Annotated in this window: 11 protein-coding genes; 3 read left to right on the top strand and 8 right to left on the bottom strand. The window is 68.5% G+C overall.

Going from position 1 to position 18,672, the window contains the following annotated elements; translation table 11 throughout:
- Window positions 1-31 precede the first annotated feature (31 nt).
- Both LC041_RS14605 and LC041_RS14600 read right to left on the bottom strand, forming a co-directional pair.
- A complete protein-coding gene (locus LC041_RS14605; RefSeq protein ID WP_226533820.1) occupies window positions 32-6,088 on the bottom strand; it encodes an Ig-like domain-containing protein in 6,057 nt (2,018 codons plus the stop codon).
- Between the two features lie 202 nt (window positions 6,089-6,290).
- Window positions 6,291-9,080 (bottom strand): metallophosphoesterase, encoded by a 2,790-nt coding sequence (locus LC041_RS14600; RefSeq protein WP_226533819.1) that lies wholly within the window; start codon window positions 9,078-9,080, stop codon window positions 6,291-6,293.
- A gap of 207 nt (window positions 9,081-9,287) precedes the next feature.
- Here LC041_RS14600 and LC041_RS14595 point away from each other — a divergent pair, with 207 nt between their 5' ends.
- Complete coding sequence (locus tag LC041_RS14595; RefSeq protein WP_226533818.1) at window positions 9,288-10,034, top strand: GntR family transcriptional regulator; 747 nt, start codon at window positions 9,288-9,290, stop codon at window positions 10,032-10,034.
- Window positions 10,035-10,051: 17 nt separating this feature from the next.
- Here the strand turns inward: LC041_RS14595 and LC041_RS14590 are convergent, their stop codons facing one another.
- From LC041_RS14590 to recQ, 6 genes are all read right to left on the bottom strand, one after another.
- Complete coding sequence (locus LC041_RS14590) at window positions 10,052-10,621, bottom strand: DNA-3-methyladenine glycosylase I (RefSeq protein ID WP_226533817.1); 570 nt, start codon at window positions 10,619-10,621, stop codon at window positions 10,052-10,054.
- Between the two features lie 142 nt (window positions 10,622-10,763).
- Complete coding sequence (locus LC041_RS14585; protein ID WP_226533816.1) at window positions 10,764-12,827, bottom strand: acyl-CoA dehydrogenase family protein; 2,064 nt, start codon at window positions 12,825-12,827, stop codon at window positions 10,764-10,766.
- An 801-nt stretch (window positions 12,828-13,628) separates the two neighbouring features.
- Window positions 13,629-14,249, bottom strand: a complete 621-nt coding sequence (locus tag LC041_RS14580) for a dihydrofolate reductase family protein (RefSeq protein ID WP_226533815.1) — start codon at window positions 14,247-14,249, stop codon at window positions 13,629-13,631.
- Complete coding sequence (locus LC041_RS14575; RefSeq protein WP_226533814.1) at window positions 14,249-14,722, bottom strand: SRPBCC family protein; 474 nt, start codon at window positions 14,720-14,722, stop codon at window positions 14,249-14,251. The genes LC041_RS14580 and LC041_RS14575 overlap by 1 nt, the downstream gene beginning before the upstream one ends.
- 3 nt (window positions 14,723-14,725) lie before the next feature.
- Window positions 14,726-15,067, bottom strand: a complete 342-nt coding sequence (locus LC041_RS14570; RefSeq protein WP_226533813.1) for an ArsR/SmtB family transcription factor — start codon at window positions 15,065-15,067, stop codon at window positions 14,726-14,728.
- 86 nt (window positions 15,068-15,153) lie between these two features.
- Entirely contained in the window at window positions 15,154-17,199 is a 2,046-nt protein-coding gene (gene recQ, locus LC041_RS14565; RefSeq protein WP_226533812.1) for a DNA helicase RecQ, read from the bottom strand.
- 209 nt (window positions 17,200-17,408) lie between these two features.
- Here recQ and LC041_RS14560 point away from each other — a divergent pair, with 209 nt between their 5' ends.
- Window positions 17,409-17,753, top strand: coding sequence for a GNAT family N-acetyltransferase (locus LC041_RS14560; protein WP_226533811.1), 345 nt, complete (start codon window positions 17,409-17,411; stop codon window positions 17,751-17,753).
- Complete coding sequence (locus LC041_RS14555; protein ID WP_226533810.1) at window positions 17,750-18,667, top strand: pirin family protein; 918 nt, start codon at window positions 17,750-17,752, stop codon at window positions 18,665-18,667. Before LC041_RS14560 ends, LC041_RS14555 begins: the two co-directional genes overlap by 4 nt.
- The last annotated feature ends 5 nt before the right edge of the window (window positions 18,668-18,672 follow it).

Genomic DNA, 18,672 nt, shown 5'->3' with positions numbered 1-18,672 from the left:
TACTGCTTCCTCTCGGATGGAAGGGGCGCCGCTACCAGGCGCGGCGTTCGTAGTCGGTGCCGCCGATCGTGACCCACACCTCGTAGCCGCGGCCACCCGCGCCGTGGAAGCAGCCGATCTCGATGGAGCCGTTGGCGGGGATGTTCCAGCTCGAGCCACCCGCGAACCGCGGTCCGGCGAGCGGCGCGTTGCTGTTGCACCACACCTCGTAGCGCCCTGCGGGGAAGTTCGAGGTGTTGATCACGAACTTCGCGCACGTGCCGTCGGTGCACTGACCGGGCCAGTTCCCGGCCGTTCCTCTCGTCACCCAGGCACGGGGCTGCGGCGGCGGCGAGGAGGTCGCGGAGGCGGTCCCGCTGGGATCGGACCACGCGCCCGTCGAGTCCTGCGCGCGGGCACGGATCGAGTGCTTCTGGCTGTGCCCGTTCCCGACGTCGGTCGAGCCGGTCTTGCTGACGTTCTGCCAGCCTCCGCCGTCGATGCTGATCTGCACGGTCTCGATCGGTCGTCCGTTGTCCGAACCGTTCGCGTTCCACTTCAGACGTACCTGGGTCGAGAGCGGATCCGCGCTCACCGTCGGAGCATGCGGCTTTCCATACGGCTTGCCGCTCGCCGACTTCGACGCCGCTCCGGCATAGGTGGAGCCGCTGACGTTGGCGACCGCGCGCACCTCGACGGAGTAGTTCGTCCCGTTGGTCAGGCCGCCGATCTTCTGGTTTCCGGGAAGGGCCGACCACCCGCCACCGCCGTTCAGACGGTACTGGTAGCTGATCTCGCTGCTCGCCGCCCCGCCGCTGGAACCGGCGTTGAAGGCGAGGGTCAGACTGCGGTCCCCTTCGGTGACTTTCAGGCCCGTCGGCGCTCCCGGCGGGATGACGCCGCGACGAGGGGCAGACGGCGCACTCATCTCGCCCCAGTCGGCCTTGTTGTAGGCCTGGATGCGGTAGGTGTACGGGGTCTGGGAGGGCTGGACCTGGATGGCCTGGCTCCGCGCCTCAGGCCCGGGGGTCAGCGTGTTCACGACCTGGCCGCCCTGCAGGACCTCGAGACGGTACCCGCGGATGGCGTCACCGTTGTTGTCGGGTGCTACCCAGCTCACCTGCATCTGCGCCTGGTCTCCGACCGGGGCGAGCTCGGTCGTCGTGGGCGCCGCGGGCGCCTTCGGCGGGCCGGCCGGGATCTCGGAGGCGGACCAGCCGCTCCAGCTGGAGGGATCGGGGGCCCTGTTGTGCGCCTGGACCCGCACCTGGTAATCCGACCCGTTCTCGAGCCCCTCCCACGTGGTGGAGTTGCCCGTGACCTCCTTCTGCGTGACGCCGGACGGCGGCGCGGGCGAGATCTCGAGCGTGTACCGCTCGACCGGTGAACCCGGGGTGCTCGGCGTCTTCCAGGCCACCTTGAGGGACTTGTCCCCGAATTCCAGGGTGGGCGGGTTCGGTGTGTCGGGACGCGCATCGGGTCGCGCAGGGGCGGAGGTCGCGGAGGGCTGCGACTCGCCCACGCGGTTGGTCGCGGTCACCTGGAACGTGTACTCGACGTTGTTGGTGAGCCCGTCGAGCGTGCACGTCGTGGACTGGCACTCCTTGGTGTACGGGTTCCCGCCCACCGACCTCACGGTGTACTTCGTGATCTCTGCTCCGTTGTTCGACGGTGCGGAGAACGACACCACGACGGTACGATCCTGCACGCTCGCGATGACCGGCACGCCGGGTGCGTCCGGAACGTCCTGCACCGTCACGACGATCTGTCCGTTGACCTCCCGGTCGGGGTCCTCGGTCGCATCCTGGATGCGATAGCGGACGACGAGCGTGCCCACGAACGACTTCGACGGAGTGATGGTCACCTGGTCATCGGTGAAGCCGACCTCGCCTCCGCCCGACTCCGTCACCGCGGACACGATCTTCAGCGGGGTCTCGGGGAACGGGTTGAAGTCGTTGGCGAGAGCGGGGACCGTGATGGTCTCGCCCGCATCCGCTTCGGAGATGGTGTCGGTGTTCGCCGCGGGCATGGGACGGGTCGATGCCGTGACGAGGACGGTGACGATTCCCTCGACGGGCTCGGTCGTGCCGTCGGAGACCCGCAGTCGCAGCGTGACCGTCGTGCCCTTCTTGGCGTTCGACGACGCTTCGACCAGGAGCTCGTCGCCGTCGACCCGCGCGGACACGCCCTTGCCCTCGCCGCCGACCAAGGAGTAGTCGTGCTTCCCGGCATCCTCGGGATCGGGGTCGTCGGTCAGCGCCGCGAGGTCGAGCGCGACCGCGGACTCGCCGGGGGCCACGTTGACCTGCCCCTGGACGAAGGTCGGCTGCTGGTTCTCCGGAGGCAGCACATTGATGGGGATGCTGAGCGTGGCCTTGCGTCCCTCCGGGTCGTCCGGCCCGTCGCCGTCCGTGACCTCGAACGTGAGCGCGTCCGGCCCGAAGTAGCCGGCGGCGGACGTGTAGATCAGCGTCTTCTCGTCCTGGAGCAGATCTGCGCCGTCGGCGTGACTTGCGCTGATCTTCGCCTTCTCGGTAATGACGACGTCGCCGCCGCCCGCCACGGTCACGTACTCCGACAGCGGGAGGATCTCGGTCTCACCGCTGACCACTTCGAGCGGCTTGGTCGACGTGAGCGTCGGGCGCAGGTCCGCCCGCGAGGGGACGAAGATGAACGCCGACGCCTGCAGATCGTCGCGGTCCGTGAGGGTGTAGCGGATCAACTGCAGCTCTTCGGTGACGGTGACGCGTACCTTTCCGTTCTCGAGCCGCGTTCCGCCTTCGCCGACATCGACGGTGAGCCGGTCGGTCGTGCCGTCCGGGTCTTCGTCGTTGGCCAGGATGTCGAGGTCAGCGGTCAGTCCGCCGTCCTTCAGATCAGCGGGCTGCAATCGGTCGTCGCGCGCGACGGGCGCTTGCAGGGGGACGTCCTCGTCCACCGTGATCTGCAGAGTCGCCATCGCGGTCGCCCCACGGGAATCCGAGACCGTGTACTGCAGGGAGGTCTCGGTGGGTGCGTCCGGTGCCTGAACGAGCACGCGGTCTCCGGAGACCCGTGCCTCCAGCCCCTCCGGAAGTTCCAGGCCGTCCTTGACGAGGGAGATCTTGTCTCCCTCGGGATCGGAGTCGTTCGCGAGGACTGGGACCGCGATCTCCCGCCCTGGTCGCACGACCACGGCGTCCTTCACGGCGTACGGCGGCTGGTTGATCTCCTCCGCGGGGGCGATGCCGACGCGGATCGTGGCGACGCCCTCCTTGCCGAGTCGATCGCGCACGCGGTACTTGAACACGTCGACCCCGGAGGCCCCGTCGAACGCTTCGTACGTGAAGTAGTTCGGACCGTTGAGCACCCGCCCCTTGGTGGGACTCGAATCCAGGCCGACCAGCTCCACGGAGTCGCCGTCGGTGTCGATCCCGTCCAGCGGGACGGCGATGTTCACCTCGGTGCCGGCGAGCGTGCGCGCCACGAGATCCTGCGGACGCGGGGCGGCGTTGTTGTCCTCGTCGATCGGCAGGATCTGGATCGTGACGTAGCCGGCGGCCTTCTGCTGGCGCGAGTCGACGACCTCATAGGTGAGGTAGACCGTCTTGGCCTCGGGCCCTGCCTTGAAGCGCACCGAGTCCTGCGAGACGAAGGCCTCGCCGTCTTCCGGATCGACGAACGGCTCGATGAGTTCCGGCTCGAGATGCATGACGTCGTCGCTGGGATGCGTGTCGTTGTCGAGCACCGGGATCGTGACCACGTCGCCCACGCGCACGGTCGCCGTGTCCGGGTTGGCGATCGGCTGGAGGAGTTCGTCGGGCGCGGGGATGGGAATCACCACGACCTCGCCCTCGGCCGACTTCGAGCCGTTCGAGATCCGGTACTTGATCCGCACCTGCTCCTCGAGCGCTCCCTGGTCGGTGATGCGCAGCGTCTCATGGTTGAGCACCGAGACCGAGATGCCGCTGTTCGGCTCCAGCGACACCGACTGGACCACGAGGATCCCGCCGCCGGGGTCTGTGTCGTTGTTGAGCACTCCGAGCAGCACGTCGCCGCCGGTGGGCAGGAGCGCGACGTCACGCACGGCGACCGGCGGGAGGTCCGTCTCCGATTCGGGCATCACGTCGACGCGCACGAGTCCCTCGCCGTTCTTCGGCCCGGTGGTGACCTGGTACTGCACGTAGTAGACGCCGGCCTTCTCGGCCATGAAGGTGAAGGTCTTGTTCGGGGTGTTCGGGACGATCGTCGCGCCCGGGGTGTCGAGGACCCTGCTGAGACGCAGCGGCTCACGGGAGGTGCTCGTATCGTTCGCCGTCGGCGCGATGGTGACCTGTTCGCCCACCTTGGTGATGACGTGATCGGCGTTGGTCTTCGGGTTGGTCGACCCCTGCGGCCGGATGTCGAGCGCGATCGTCGAGGTGCCCAGCTTCCCGAAGGCGTCCGCCACTGTCACCTGAACGTCCTTGCGTCCCTGGAGGCTGGCGGTGGCCTTGTAGGTGATCTGACCGTCCTTGCTGAAGTCGACCTCGTCGCCGGGAGCGGCGATCACCTCCTTCAGGTAGATGTCGTCACCGTCGGGATCGATCCAGTCGGGCAGGATGTTGTAGGAGATCGTGCCGCCGGTCTCCACTGCGAGCGCGGTCTTGCGTTTGGGCGTGGGCGCGCCGTTCTCGTTCCAGTCGTGCACCGCCAGCGTGACGACGGCGGTGTCCTTCCCCCCGCGTCCGTCGTCGACCTCGTACGTGAAACTCGCGGTGCCGGAAGCCTTCTCATCGACGGCGATCTGGAGCGAGCCGCCGTTGTTGATCGGCTGAACCGTGCCGATCGCGGGCTGCGCCTCGGCGAGTGCCGCGACGAGCACGTCGCCGTCGGGATCGTTGTCGTTGTCGAGCACGGGGAGCAGCGTCGTGGCGCCCGGCCGCACACCGTAGGAGTCGTCCTCCGCGATCGGCGGGGTGTTCTGCTCGCTGCGCTCCGGAAGCGTGGTCTCGATCGTCTCCTCGGTCGAGTCCTCCTCGTTCTCCGTCTCGCCCTCGGGCGGAGTCAGGTCGTTCCAGTTGTCGACGCGCTGCAGGCTCTCGTTGGCCATCCAGGCGGCACCGCCGACGGCGTCGTTGAGGATGATCACGTCCCGGTTCACACGGAAGGTCAGGTTCGCGGAATCCTCTGCTCCCTCGATCGGGGCGTTCACGTCGTCGGAATCGCCGGGGCATTCGCGGATGAAGGTCGCCGAGCCCGCCCACGCGCCGTAGGTGCAGCCGCGGAGCCAGACCGGCGCGGCCGCCGTGCCGGCGCTCCCCGCCGAGGTCTCCTCGGGGTCGCTGCCGTCGAGCGGCACGCGCACCAGTGCGGACGGGGTGGCGATCGCGACCGCGTCGTTCGCGGCGGATGCCTGTTGGAGCACGGCGTCCTTGGCGCCCGGGATCTCCGTGCGGAACCCGCCGGGCGTCGTGACCACGCCCGCAGCCTCGTCGAGCACCACGGGTGTGCGTCCCACAGCGGTGATGGTCGGCTTGGCGGCCGCATCGACGTCACCGATCGACGCGGTGGAGGTGTCGCGTGGCGCACCCTCGTTGTCGACGGGAACGGTCACGACCTCGCTGCGTTCGGCGGACAGCGCGAACACCGTGCCGTCGTCGGCCACCGTGACATCGGCGTTCTCGCCGAGCTCGGCGACGGGTTCGGCCGCCTCGATCTCGAACGACGCGATGCCCTTCACCGGGACGACCCAGAGGTCGCCGGACTTCTCGTCCAGGATCGCGGCCGTGCTCGCTCCCATCGCCACCTTGGCGGATGAGGGGATGATCGTCGAGTCGCCGAGCGAGACCCGCGCCGGGTCGATCGCCGTCACGGTCGATGCGCTCTCGTCGACGACGAGCACGTTCGCCGCGGCCTGGAGGATGTCGTAGTTCTCGCTCGTGGTGCGCAGACCGCCGTCGAGGACCGTGGACTCGTGATTGAAGTGCCCGACGAGAAGGCTCGACGTCTTGGTGATCCAGACACCGCCGTCGTTCAGGTCGACCTTGGTGGTCGGGAAGCCTTCATACGTGAAGGCCATCGTGGTGAGGGCGATGACCCCGACCGTGACACCCGCTGCGGACGCCAGCGTCTTCGGTCGCGCGCGCATCCATGACAACGCCTTCATTCCCGGTTTCCCCCCCAGGGTGACACTCTGTGATCACTCGTGCGCGGGCCCGTCTGGCCGACGCCGCACCCGTTCATCCTAACCGCGTGTCGGAGAACCGCTCGATGGGGAGGAGTACCCATCGCCGGGGTGGCATCGAGGCGATCTCGACACCACCCCGGCGGTGAGGGTGAAAGAGACGATCTCAGCCGCGAGCGCGGCGCCTCAGGGCGAGGAGGAATCCACCGAGCGCCACGAGCAGCAGACCGCCGCCGAGGATGTACCAGCCGGGCTCGCCACCGGTGGCGGCGAGTCCACCGTCGGTCGACGGCGTCTGCGCACCGTCGCCCGAGCCCGGCCCGACGCCCCCGGGTCGCTCCCCCGCCGCGGTGACGGTGAGCGGAGCGGTCACCTCGGTCCCGTCCGGCAGGATCGCCGCCAGCGTGTGCACGCCCGCCGGCGTCGTCGAAGGGATCGTGACGACCGTGCGGAAGGCCCCGTCGGCGTCGGCGGTCGCCGCGCCCACGCGCACCGGCGTCGAGCGCAGCTCGATCGCGACGTGGGCGTCGGCAGGGAATCCGCTGGCGGAGATCGTCACCGGGTCGCCGGCCGCGGCGGTCTTCGAGCTCAGCGTCAGCAAGGGGTCGACAGGATCGGTCGGATCGGTCGGATCGGTCGTCGGTCGGGCGACGTCGACGTGAGTGATCTCGGTCGCGCCGGTGGAAGAGAAGGAGTATGCGGTGACGCGCACGCGGTCCTCGTACAGCGCGGCGCGCAGCCCGACCGGATCGGCACCGCCGACGGCCTTCTCCTCCCAGTCGCCGCTCGGCCCGTACATCGTCGTCACCGCGGCGGTGTTCACGACCGTCGGCGCATGGGTCAGGCCCGGATCCGTCCGCAGCTCGGCGCTCCAGTCGTTCAGCGTCGGCGACCAGTGGGTGTGGCCGTTGAACATGATGACGTTCGGGTTCTGGGCGAGGAGCGCGGCGAAGCGGGCCTCTTCCTGGCCGTAGTCGTTCTTGTAGAACCGCGCGTACGACCCCGAGACCGAGTAGGGCAGCAGGTGGTGCGAGAACAGCAGCACCGGCTTGTCCTGGGCACGCCAGTGCGCGAGCCGGTCGCGGAGCCAGGTGAACTGCTCCTGGCTGAAGTCGACGAACGGACCGGAGCCGGTCTTCGCCGCATAGTCGTAGAACTCGCTCCCGATCCAGATGAGGGGAAGCTCTCCGTCGACGAGCACCTCACCCCACAGGCCACCCTGCCCGCCGATCTCCCGCATACCGGTCGAGTCGAGGAAGCGCTTCTGGTACACGGCCGATCCTTCACCGCCGTAGTACTCGTGGTTGCCGATCGTGGAGACGATCGTGTCGTACTCCTCCCCGCCGCCCGCGGCGAGCGCCGACAGATAGGAGGTGTAGTTGGCGGTCGACCCGGTGCTCACGAGATCGCCGTTCGACACCAGCACGTCGGCCGTCTGCCGCATCGCGCGGAAGCCGGGGAGCACGTTCTGGCTCAGCCGGGTGGTCGCTCCCTGCACATCGCTGAAGATGTCGACGACCGCATCGGCTTCGACCCCGTCGGCGAGAGGGGCGAGGGGGCGCAGCACCTGCACGTCGTCGAGCATCCACGACCCTGCAGTGCTCGGAGCCTCGAAACCGAAGCGGATGCTCATCGCCGATGCTCCTGCGGGCACAGCGACCGGCAGGCGGAGCTGCGCCGATTCCTCATCCGCATCGGAGAGCTCGCGCAGCACGGCTTCGGTCCCGTCGTCGAAGACGGCCGTCACCGATCCCTGCTGGGCTCCGCCGCGCTTGCGGTAGTGACTGTCGAGGCGCACCTCGAGCGCGTCGCCCGGCTCCACGGTGATCGGTGCGGACGTCAGGGTGCCTGAGAAGGCCCCGTCCGTCGCTTCTGCCACAGCGATCCGTCCCGAAGCCCGGGTGAAGGCGTGTCGGCGGTCGGTGCCGTAGTGCTCGATCACGCTGTCGAGGGTCGAGAGCGTCCAGGCGCCCGTCGCGGTCCAGGTGTCCTTCTCGAAGCCGTCGAACCAGAGCAGCGGTTCGGTGGTCGCCGAATCCGGATCGCCTGCCGCGAGCACCGTGATCTCGAGCGATGTCGAGACGATGCCGGCGCCTCCGAGCGTCAGCGCCAGATACCCGGGGGCGAGGTCTCCGGGCAGGGTGACGGAGAACGAGGCCTCCCCCGCGGCATCGGCCACGGGGATACCCGTGATCGGGACGGCGGGGTCCCCCCACGTCGCGATCAGCTGCTGGCCGGGTCGGAGGCCGCCGACCTTGACCGGTACCGTCGCCCCCGCCGTCGCCACAGGCTTGGCGGCGGAGAGGACGCGCGGTGTCGAATCGGCCGGCGGCGCCTCACTGATCTGCACGTCGTCGATCATCCAGAACCAGTTGTTGCTGCTCTCGGCATACGACCAGCCCACCGTGACGGCGTCGACGCCCGCGGGCACCGGGATCGAGACATCCACCTGCTCGTCGAGCCGGTTCCGCGCGAAGGACTCGACCACGACGGGCGCTTCGTCGTCGAACCGAGCCACGAGCTGAGCCGTCTGCGGTGCCTGGCCCTGCTTGTAGTGACTGTCGAAGCTCACCCGCACCGCCCCGTCGCGGCTCTGGAGGTCGACCTCCGGCGCCCACAGCACCGAGCTGAAGCGCCCCTGCGACGGTCGGTTGGCGTCGGAGTGCACGACCGCGACCATCCCCTCCGCACGGGAGAAGGACCCGCGGTCACCACTGTTCCCCCACGCCGACACGACGTCAGCCGGGGTGTGGAACGACCAGCCCTGCCAGTCGGTCCGCATTCCGTCGATGTTGGTGTTGTCGACCGACCATCCCACCGGCGGCTGCGTCGGAGTGGTGCCGGTGAAGCCCTCAGCGAGCGGTGCGGTCGCGGCGAGCGCGGGCGTCGCAGTTCCGCCGAGCAAAGCGAGGGCGCATGTCACCGCAAGGGCGCCGATTCCGCGTCTGGTTCTCATGTCTCTTCCTTGGAGTTGGTCGACCGCACATCTCGGCCGAGGCAGGGGTGGAGGATCTCCGGGTCTCTTCCGAGCATGCGGAGCAAAAGTAGTCATGACAACTTTTCGCCGCACTATTCTCGAATTGTTCACCGAGGCGCGGCAGAGTGGACAGGTCTCGACAGCGCCGAGGAGCGAGAAGTCATGACAACAGAAGCGAGGACGAGAATGCGCAGACCGCTGCACGAGCAGCTGTACGAGCAGATGCGCGACCGCATCAGGAGCGGTGAGTGGCCCGAGGGCGAGCGGGTACCGAGCGAGCACTCCCTGATCGCCGAGTTCGGCACCTCGCGAGGGCCGATCAGACAGGCGCTCGCGACGCTCCGCGCGGAAGGCGCCGTCGACGGCGGACGAGGTGCACCGCCACGAGTACGCCGACTCGTGCCGACCCAGTCCTTCCAATCGTTCGTGTCGTTCACCGACTGGGCGCTGTCGATCGGACGGCACCCCGGACAGCGCGTCATCGAGGCAGCCCGGCGTCCCGCGTCAGAAGCCGTCGCCGAGGATCTCGGCGTGGAACCGGAGACGGCGATCGTCGAGATCGTTCGGCTGCGACTGCTGGACGACGAACCGGCGATGCTCGAGCGGTCGGTGTTCCCCTTCGAGGTGGGAAAGCTGTTGTTGGCCGCCGACCTCGACACGGGGAGCATCTACCGGACGATGCAGGAACACGGATGCGCGCCGGTCCACGCACGCCATGTCTTCGATGCCGTCCCCGCGGACGACCTCGACGCCGCGGCTCTCGCTGTGGCGGAGTCGACTCCGCTGCTGCGAGTGCGGCGAGCGGCGTGGACCGAGAACGGCTCCCTCGTCGAGGTCGCCGACGACCGCTACCTGCCGACGATGGCGAGCTTCGCCGTCGAGAACACCTCCGATGCGCGCTCCGCGCTCACCAGGGAGACCGGCGAACGCTGAGCATCAGGGTTCGCCGGTCAGGCGCGCCAGCACCCCGCGATGTGGTCGTCGACCATCCCCGCCGATTGCATCAGCGCATACATCGTCGTCGGGCCGACGAATCGAAACCCACGTCGTCGCAGCTCCTTGCTCAGCGCCGTCGACTCGGGCGTCACCGCGGGGACGTCGCTGAACGACGTCGGGCGGACGCCGGACGCGGGCGGCGCGAAAGACCACATCAGCTCGTCGAGCTCCCCCGTTCCCATCGAACGCACCAGCCGGGCATTGCCGATGGTCGCCTCGATCTTGGCGCGATTCCGGATGATGCCGGCATCCCCCATCAGGCGCTCGACGTCGTCGTCGCCGAACTCCGCGACGACCTCCGGCTCGAAACCAGCGAACACTTCACGGAAACGCGGCCGCTTGCGCAGGATCGTGATCCACGACAGACCGGCCTGGAAGCCCTCGAGCGCCATCTTCTCGAACAGTGCCCGGTCACCGTGCAGGGGCATGCCCCACTCCTCGTCGTGGTAACGGCGGTACTCGGCGTCGTCGCCCACCCAGGCGCAGCGGTCGCGGTCGTCGGGTCCGGTGAGGAGAGAGCTCATCCGCTCAGGCTATCGGCGGGGACCGACACCACCTCCGTCGACGCCCCCGTCCCGCGTCGGCGCCCCCTCTGTCTCGCGCGTCTCAGAGGGGGTCTCGACGCGGAGCGGGGGTCTCGACGGGGAGCGGAGCGGGGTCCGGGGATCAGCGCTTCTTCTTCAGGGCCTTCTCCTGGATCGGAGCCCGACCGGATGCAGCGAGGTCTGCGTAGTACGCCCTGGCCTCGTCCTGACGCTGCTTCTCGATGCCGCTCGCGATCGGCGCACGCACGTGCTCCGGCTCGTACCCGAACGCATCCACGAGGTCGAGGGCATACGGGCGCAGCCGTGCGCACAGGCGGTCGATGTAGCTCGACACGGCCGCGGCGCGCTGGGTCGACAGGCGGCCGTTGATCAGGTGCCAGGCGAGGTGCTTCTCGATGAGCTGCAGCCCGAAGAGGTCACGCAGCCAGGTGAGGACCTTCTTCGTGTCGGGGTCGTCGATCTGATGAACGGCGTCGGTGAAAGCCTCCCACTGCAACAGCTCTCCGTGCGCACGAGCGGCCTCGATGAGCTCCGCCTGGTTCTCGTTGAAGAGGCGCGCACCGAGAACCTTGTCCTTCGCGCCCGGACGCAGCCGAGCCGCGATGTCGGCGACCATCTGCTGCACGCGTCCCGCGAGCAGATCGTGCTGCTGCTCCTCGCGCAGCCCCCGCTCGACCGAGCGACTCACCTGACCGAAGTCGGAGACGGCCTGGCCGAGCTGACGGAGCCCGGCGCCGTGGAACACCTTGCCCGCGGTCATGCCGACGGCGAACTTGGCCAGCGCCGCCGCGTCCTTACCCTGGAACTGCTTGGCGTAGTCGGTGAGCAGGCGCTTGCCGACCAGCTGGAGGAGGACGTTGTTGTCCCCCTCGAACGTGACATAGATGTCGAGGTCCTGGCGCAGGCCGACCAGGCGGTTCTCGAACATGAAACCAGCGCCGCCGGTGGCCTCGCGGGCCTCCTGCAGGGTGTCCAGCGCGTGCCAGGTCGACAGCGGCTTGAGCGCGGCCGCGAGCGTCTCGAGGTCCTCGCGGTCGGCCGGGGTGTCGGTGCGGCCGGAGAACACGCCGTCGAACTTCTGCAAGAACTCGTCGTGCGCGAAGATCTGCGCATACGTGGTCGCCAGGCGCGGGAGCAGACGGCGCTGGTGCTTGCCGTAGTCCAACAGGGTGACTTCCTGGCCGTCCGCTCCGTCGAACTGGCGGCGCTGCGTGGCGTAGGTGATCGCGATGTGCAGACCGAGCGCCGATGCCCACGAGGCCGCGCCGTCGAGGGACACGCGCCCCTGGACGAGGGTCCCGAGCATCGTGAAGAAGCGGCGGCCGGGGCTGTCGATCGCGCTGGAGTACGTCCCATCGGCGGCGACGTCGCCGTAGCGGTTGAGGAGGTTGGTGCGCGGGACGCGAACCTGGTCGAACGACAGGCGTCCGTTGTCGATGCCGTTGAGTCCCCCCTTGAGCCCGTCGTCCTCACGACCGATACCCGGGAGATCGATGCCGTCCGCACCGCGCAGCGGTACGTAGAAGCAGTGCACGCCGTGGTTCACGCCGTTCGTGATGAGCTGCGCGAACACGGTCGCCGCGACGCCGTGCAGCGCGGCGTTGCCGAGGTACTCCTTCGTCGCGCCCCGGAAGGGAGTGTTGATGACGAACTCCTCGGTCTCCGGGTCGTAGGTCGCCGTCGTGCCGACGGCGGCGACGTCGGACCCGTGCCCGATCTCGGTCATCGCGAAGGCACCGGGGATCGACAGGTCCATCACACCGGGGAGCCACTTCTCGTGGTGCTCCTTCGTGCCGAGCTGGAGGATCGCGGACCCGAAGAGCCCCCACTGCACGCCGGACTTGATCTGCAGACTCGGGTCGGCGACCACGAGCTCCTCGAAGCCGGCGATGTTGGCGCCGTTGTTCTCCTCGCCGCCGAGCGACTTGGGGAACGCACGGTGCACGGCCTTGTTCTCGACCAGCAGGTGCAGCTGGCTGAGCACGCGCTCGCGGTGCTCGTCCTTGCCGAGCTCGTCCTTGCGCCAGAACGCCGAGTCCTTGATCATCTCGCGCGCCTGGCGGCGAACGTCACCCCACGTGCCCATCAGTGCGTCGTTCACGCGTGCGATGTCGATCTGCGGCGGGGCCGCGATCTCGTGTGATTCGTCAGGTGTCGTCGAAGGACGGACGGCAGCGTCGACCATGGCATTCCTCCAGGAAAGTAGGGAGACTCCCATGGTAGGTCTGCGACAAACGTCGAGGAACTCCTCTGTAAGCATCCTCCAACGCGTCGCGGGAGGGTCCCCCTCGCCGCTTGTCGCCTCGCGACAGGAGCAGTCGAGCCGCCCTCCTGCCCACGACTCCGACAGGGTCGCGGGCGGAAGGACGGCTCGAGAGGGGCGAGACGTCAGGAACCGATCGACGCCTTCATTTGCATGTCGTAATCCGAGACGAATACTGGAGATACCCTACGTTGGCTTGCCAAATATAGGAGTTGCTTCGGTACTTCCCGGACCCGAGGTAGTTGTGCACGGTGTATTGCATTCCCGTCACTCCGTATCGGGTATGGAGCTTTTTCCACGCACAGTTCGGGTTGTAGTAGTCCCACGCAACGTCGACGAACAGCGGCCGTATCGATGGCGCAGCAGCCACCACCGACCTTGCCTCAACGCCTTGAACTGCTGATGCCGATGCCGGCGCCGCGACGCCGAACGTCAGTGCTGCCGCCACAGCCACTGCACCGACCCAAAGCGACGGTCCAACTCCCGATCGCGTACTTCGTGCGGCGGCACGCTCAAACCTACTGGACATCATCGTCCTCCCACCTTGTAGCCTCAACTTGGCACCACCTTAGGTAGGCAATCCAACCGCGCGGCGTTCAAAGGCAATTGAATTCCAGAATTCTGGTATGCCCAGTGGCTCTACGATCGGAGTGCGGTCGACGTCGCCGAGCAGCTGCGGGCGCATCTGAGCGACGTGCTTCCCGCACGCTGATCACCGTCCGGTCAGCGCCGTCGCACGGCGTAGCGAAGATGCGTGGTCTGCGGAGAGTGCTCCGCCGACACCAGATCCAGCTCCACGCGCCCGGCATCCACTCCGCCGAAGAGACGGACGCCCGCGCCGAACAGCACCGGGGAGAGCGCGATGTGGAACTCGTCGACCAGGCCGGCGTCGAGGTACTGCACGATCGTCTCCGCGCCGCCCGCGATGCGCACGTCCCGGTCCCCCGCCGCGACACGGGCGCGGTCGAGTGCCGACCGGATGCCGTCGTCCACGAAGTGGAACGTGGTGCCGCCCTGCCGCTCCCACGGCTCGCGCTGCTCATGGGTGAGGACGAAAACGGGAGTGTGGAACGGCGGGTCCTCCGGCCAGGCATGCTCACCCGCGTCGAACATCCGCTTGCCCATCACGCTTGCGCCGGTGCGCTCGAACGTCTCGCGCACGATGTCGTTGTCGCGCCCTTCCTCGCCACCCTCGCCGAGCCGGAGGTTCTCACGGAAGAAGCGCTGCCGGAACACCCACCTCTGCAGTTCCATCCACTGCTGCCCCATCAGCTCGTCGGGCGACTCGGGCGCGATGAAACCGTCGAGCGACATCGAGACGCTGAAGAACACGACGCCGGCCATCAGCTCGTTCCCTCGCTCGCCCGCTCCTCGACGAACGCCGCCAGGCTCGCCAGAGTCTGCCGGCCTCCCTCGATCGCGCCGTACTTCTCGACCGCTTCGTTCCGCAGTTCCGCCGTCGGGAACACCGTGCGCATCTCGATACGGGTCCGCTCCCCCTCTGCCCCGAAGGTCAGCACCGATTCGAAGGCGTCCGGGTCGTCGCGGTACTCGCCGTGGAGCATCGCGATCCGCTCCGGAGCGAGGATCTCGGTCCATGTGATCCACTCGGGGTAGTCGGTGCCGTCCGGCCCGTGCATCACGAACTCCCACGCGCCGCCGACCCGGAAGTCGAACGAGGAGGTCGTGGTGGTGAACCCGGAAGGGCCCCACCACCGCGACAGATGTCGCACCTCGGTGAACGCCTCGAACACCAGCTCGCGCGGCGCGTCGATCATGCGCGAGATCACGATCTCGCGATCCGTCGTCGTGTCCATGTGCTATTCCTGTCGCCTCTCCTGTTTCAGTTCCTGCGCGTACGCGTCGAGTCGGTCGAAGCTCTCGCTCCAGAACTGCTCGAATCCGCCGGTCCATTCGTGAACCGCCCGCAGTCCGCGGGCGTCGAGTCCGTACACGCGCTGCTTGCCGTCCCGCCGATCCTGCACGAGCCCGACCTCGCGGAGCACCCGCAGGTGCTTGGATGCGCCCGGCTGGGTCATCCCGAGCGCTTCGGAGAGCTCGGTCACGGGCCGCTCCCCGCTGCGCAACAGCGCCAGGATGTCGCGGCGCCGCGGCTCGGCGATCGCGTTGAAGACATCCGAATTCGTCGCTGCTCGTGCCATAGGCAAAACATATACCTATATAGGCAAGTGTTCAAGACGCACGAACTCTCGTCCGGCGATCCGGAGGCTCAGCGGGGACGTTGCGCTCAGGCGGCGGCGATGACCGCGATCACGCTCTCGCCGTAGGCTTCGCGCTTCTTCGCGCCGATCCCGGTGATTCCGTCGAGGTCTGCGAGTGACGTCGGACGGTGCTCGGCCAGAGCGCGCAAGGTGGCGTCCCCGAACACGATGTAGGCGGGAACGCCCTGCTCTCGTGCGGTCTCGGCACGCCAGGCCCGCAGCGACTCGAAGAGCTCCCGATCCCCGGCGTCCAGCACATCCGCGGCACTCGCCTTGCGCGCACGGCCGGACGATACCGGACGACCGATCGTGTCCTTGCGCAGAGGCACGGCGGTCTCCCCTCGCAACACCCCGGCCGCTTGCTCGCCGGGAGCCAGGGTGCCGTAGTCGCCTTGCGCCACGAGGATGCCGCGGGCCAGGAGTTGCCGGACCACGCTGCGCCAATCCTGATCGGACAGGTCATGGCCGATGCCATAGGTCGCGAGCTTGTCGTGCCCCTGCTGCCGGATGCGCTCGGTCGAGGCGCCGCGCAGAATGTCGATCAGGTGCCCGGCGCCGAAGGCCTGGTTGCGCTCGCGCTGGAGCCGGACGATGGTCGAAAGCAGCTTCTGCGCCGGAATGAGTCCATCGAACGTCTCGGTGTCGTCGAGGCAGGTGTCGCAGTTGCCGCAGGGTTGCGACTGCTGACCGAAGTAACCGAGCAGGTTCTGCCGACGACACTCCACGGTCTCGCAGAGCGCGAGCATCGCATCGAGGTGCTGCCCCATCCGCATCTTGAACGTGCGATCACCGGGGCTCTGGTCGATGAGGCGGCGTTGCTGGACGACATCGCCGAGCCCGTACGCCATCCACGCCACCGACGGCTCACCGTCCCGACCCGCTCGACCGGTCTCCTGATAGTAGCCCTCGACCGACTTCGGCAGGTCGATGTGCGCGACGAAGCGCACATCGGGCTTGTCGATCCCCATGCCGAAGGCGATGGTCGCGACCATCACCACGCCGTCTTCTCGAAGGAAGCGGGCCTGATGGGCCGCGCGCACCTCAGCGGGAAGTCCCGCGTGGTACGGGAGCGCGTCGAAGCCCTGAGCAGCGAGGTAGGTCGCCGTCTGCTCGACCGACTTGCGGCTGAGCGCGTAGACAATGCCGGCCGCCCCCTCCTGTTGCGACCGGATGAAGGAGACGAGCTGCTTTCGCGGATCGACCTTGGGAACGATCCGGTACTGGATGTTCGGACGATCGAAGCTCGCCACGAAGTGCTTCGCGGCCGCCTGACCGTCGGCGCCGTCGAGGTGCAGCCGCTCGGTGATCTCCTTGTGCGTGGCCGCGGTCGCCGTGGCGGTGAGGGCCATGCGAGGCACCCCGGGGAACCGCTCGCCGAGGTCGCCCAGCGCCAGATAGTCGGGCCGGAAGTCGTGACCCCACTGCGACACGCAGTGGGCCTCGTCGATCGCGATCACGCTCAGCGTCCCGCGTTGCAGCAGTGCCGTGGTCTGCGCGTGGGAGAGCCGCTCGGGGGCGACGTAGATGAGGTCGAGCTCACCGGCGAGATAGGCCCGCTCGACCTCTCGGCGCTCGTCGATCGCCTGCGTCGAGTTCAGGTATGCGGCGTTGACACCGTTCGCCCGGAGCGCATCCACCTGGTCGTGCATGAGCGCGATGAGCGGGCTGATCACGAGCCCCGTGCCCTCGCGCACGAGTGCCGGCACCTGGTAGGTGATGCTCTTGCCCCCGCCGGTCGGCATGAGCACGACGGCGTCGCCGCCCGCGATGACCTGCTCGACGATCGCGGCCTGGTCACCGCGGAACTCGTCGTAGCCGAACACGGTGTGCAGCGCGTCGAGCGCGGTCGCGAACCGGCTCGGGGTCGCGCGTCGTGCCACCGACACGGGCGTCGAGGTCGCCGGCGCGACCGGAGTGACGGGCCCGGATCCCCAGTCGAGAGGCGGCTCGAAGCCGGCTCCCTGCGGCTCCCAGTCCATCGGCTCCGGCGGGGCGGACGGCTCCCAGCCGTCGTCATAGGGCTCGTCGGCGTACGGCAGGTCCGCGTACGGGTCACGGGGAGACTGCGGCATCCCTCCAGCGTAGCCACCCCCACCCACGCGGGGGACGTGCCCTCCACAGGCGAGGGATGATCGCGCGAAAACCCAGACCGTCCGTCTCCCGCACGGCGTGGCGCGCTTCGAAACGCCGTCGGTGGCTCAGGTCGTCTGGGTTTTGGCCCGCGCGCCCCACCCCGGGCACACGGGCGTAGGTTGGAGGAAACCCGTACGAAGGAGCGCCGATGACCGACATCACCGTGACCCGCAACGAGGGCGAATCGCGCTACGAGCTCCACTCGGGCGATGTGCTGGCGGGCTTCGCGGCCTTCGATCTCCGCGCCGGATCCATCCGTTTCCTCCACACCGAGATCGACCCGGCATTCCAGGGCCAGGGATTGGCCGGGAAGCTGGCCTCCCAAGCGCTGACGGATGCGGCCGGGCGCGGCGAGGCGATCGTGCCACTGTGCCCGTACATCGCGAAGTACCTCGAGACGCACGAGATCCCCGGTGCGGAGATCCGCTGGCCGAAGGCTCCCGCAGGTCGCGCAGGATCCGCAGGTGAGGACCCGACCGGGCGGGCGGAATGATCGGACAGCACCGACTGATCCTGGAACCGCGGGAGGTTCCGCTCGGCGGCGTGCGGGGGATGAACGTGCTGCGCGCCCTGCCGCACCGGAATCTGCCGACGATCGGCGCCTGGTGCTTCCTCGACCGGTTCGGACCTGCCGACACGAAGATGCGGGTCGAGCCGCATCCGCACATCGGACTGCAGACCGTGACCTGGCCGCTCGTCGGGGAGATCCGCCACCGCGACTCGCTCGGCAGCGATGCGGACCTGCGACGCGGCCAGCTGAACCTGATGACGGCCGGGAACGGCATCTCGCATTCGGAGTATTCGATCGGCGACGGCCCCGTGCCGCTCGACGCGCTGCAGTTGTGGGTGGTGCTGCCCGAGTCCGCCCGCCGCGGAGCCCCCGGATTCGAACGGCACACCGAGCTGCCCGCGCTCGCACTCCCCGCGGAGGAGGGGACGGCTGCCGAAGCGACGGTCGTGCTCGGCGAGTTCCACGGCGTGCGCTCGCCCGCGACGGTCCATACCCCGATCGTCGGTGCCGAGATCGTGCTCTCCCCCGGCACCCGGGTACGGCTCCCCCTGCGAGCCGACTGGGAGCACGCGCTGATGCTGGTCGAGGGCGATGCGGTCGTGGCCGAGCACCCTCTCGACCGCAACGGCCTGCTCTACCTCGGCGACTCCCGCGAGAGCGTGGAGGTGTCGAGCGACGAAGGGGCGCTGCTGTTCCTGCTCGGCGGCGAGCCGTTCGAGGCCGACATCGTGATGTGGTGGAACTTCGCCGGCCGCTCGCACGAGGAGATCGCCGACGCGCGCGAGGCCTGGGAGGCGGCATCCGACCGCTTCGGTGTCGTGGCGGGACACGACGTGCGCATCCCCGCTCCGCCGCTGCCCCCCGTGCGGCTCATGCCGCGCAGCCGCAAGATCTGACGCGA

The organism is Microbacterium paraoxydans, assembly GCF_020524545.1.
Lineage (GTDB): Bacteria > Actinomycetota > Actinomycetes > Actinomycetales > Microbacteriaceae > Microbacterium > Microbacterium paraoxydans_C.
This window is presented reverse-complemented; position numbering and strand designations above follow the sequence as displayed.

Bases quoted from the DNA above. Each gene is read 5' to 3' on its own strand.
- LC041_RS14605 (WP_226533820.1), bottom strand. From the start codon at position 6,088: ATGCGCGCGCGACCGAAGACGCTGGCGTCCGCAGCGGGTGTCACGGTC.
- LC041_RS14600 (WP_226533819.1), bottom strand. From the start codon at position 9,080: ATGAGAACCAGACGCGGAATCGGCGCCCTTGCGGTGACATGCGCCCTC.
- LC041_RS14595 (WP_226533818.1), top strand. From the start codon at position 9,288: ATGCGCAGACCGCTGCACGAGCAGCTGTACGAGCAGATGCGCGACCGC.
- LC041_RS14590 (WP_226533817.1), bottom strand. From the start codon at position 10,621: ATGAGCTCTCTCCTCACCGGACCCGACGACCGCGACCGCTGCGCCTGG.
- LC041_RS14585 (WP_226533816.1), bottom strand. From the start codon at position 12,827: ATGGTCGACGCTGCCGTCCGTCCTTCGACGACACCTGACGAATCACAC.
- LC041_RS14580 (WP_226533815.1), bottom strand. From the start codon at position 14,249: ATGGCCGGCGTCGTGTTCTTCAGCGTCTCGATGTCGCTCGACGGTTTC.
- LC041_RS14575 (WP_226533814.1), bottom strand. From the start codon at position 14,722: ATGGACACGACGACGGATCGCGAGATCGTGATCTCGCGCATGATCGAC.
- LC041_RS14570 (WP_226533813.1), bottom strand. From the start codon at position 15,067: ATGGCACGAGCAGCGACGAATTCGGATGTCTTCAACGCGATCGCCGAG.
- recQ (WP_226533812.1), bottom strand. From the start codon at position 17,199: ATGCCGCAGTCTCCCCGTGACCCGTACGCGGACCTGCCGTACGCCGAC.
- LC041_RS14560 (WP_226533811.1), top strand. From the start codon at position 17,409: ATGACCGACATCACCGTGACCCGCAACGAGGGCGAATCGCGCTACGAG.
- LC041_RS14555 (WP_226533810.1), top strand. From the start codon at position 17,750: ATGATCGGACAGCACCGACTGATCCTGGAACCGCGGGAGGTTCCGCTC.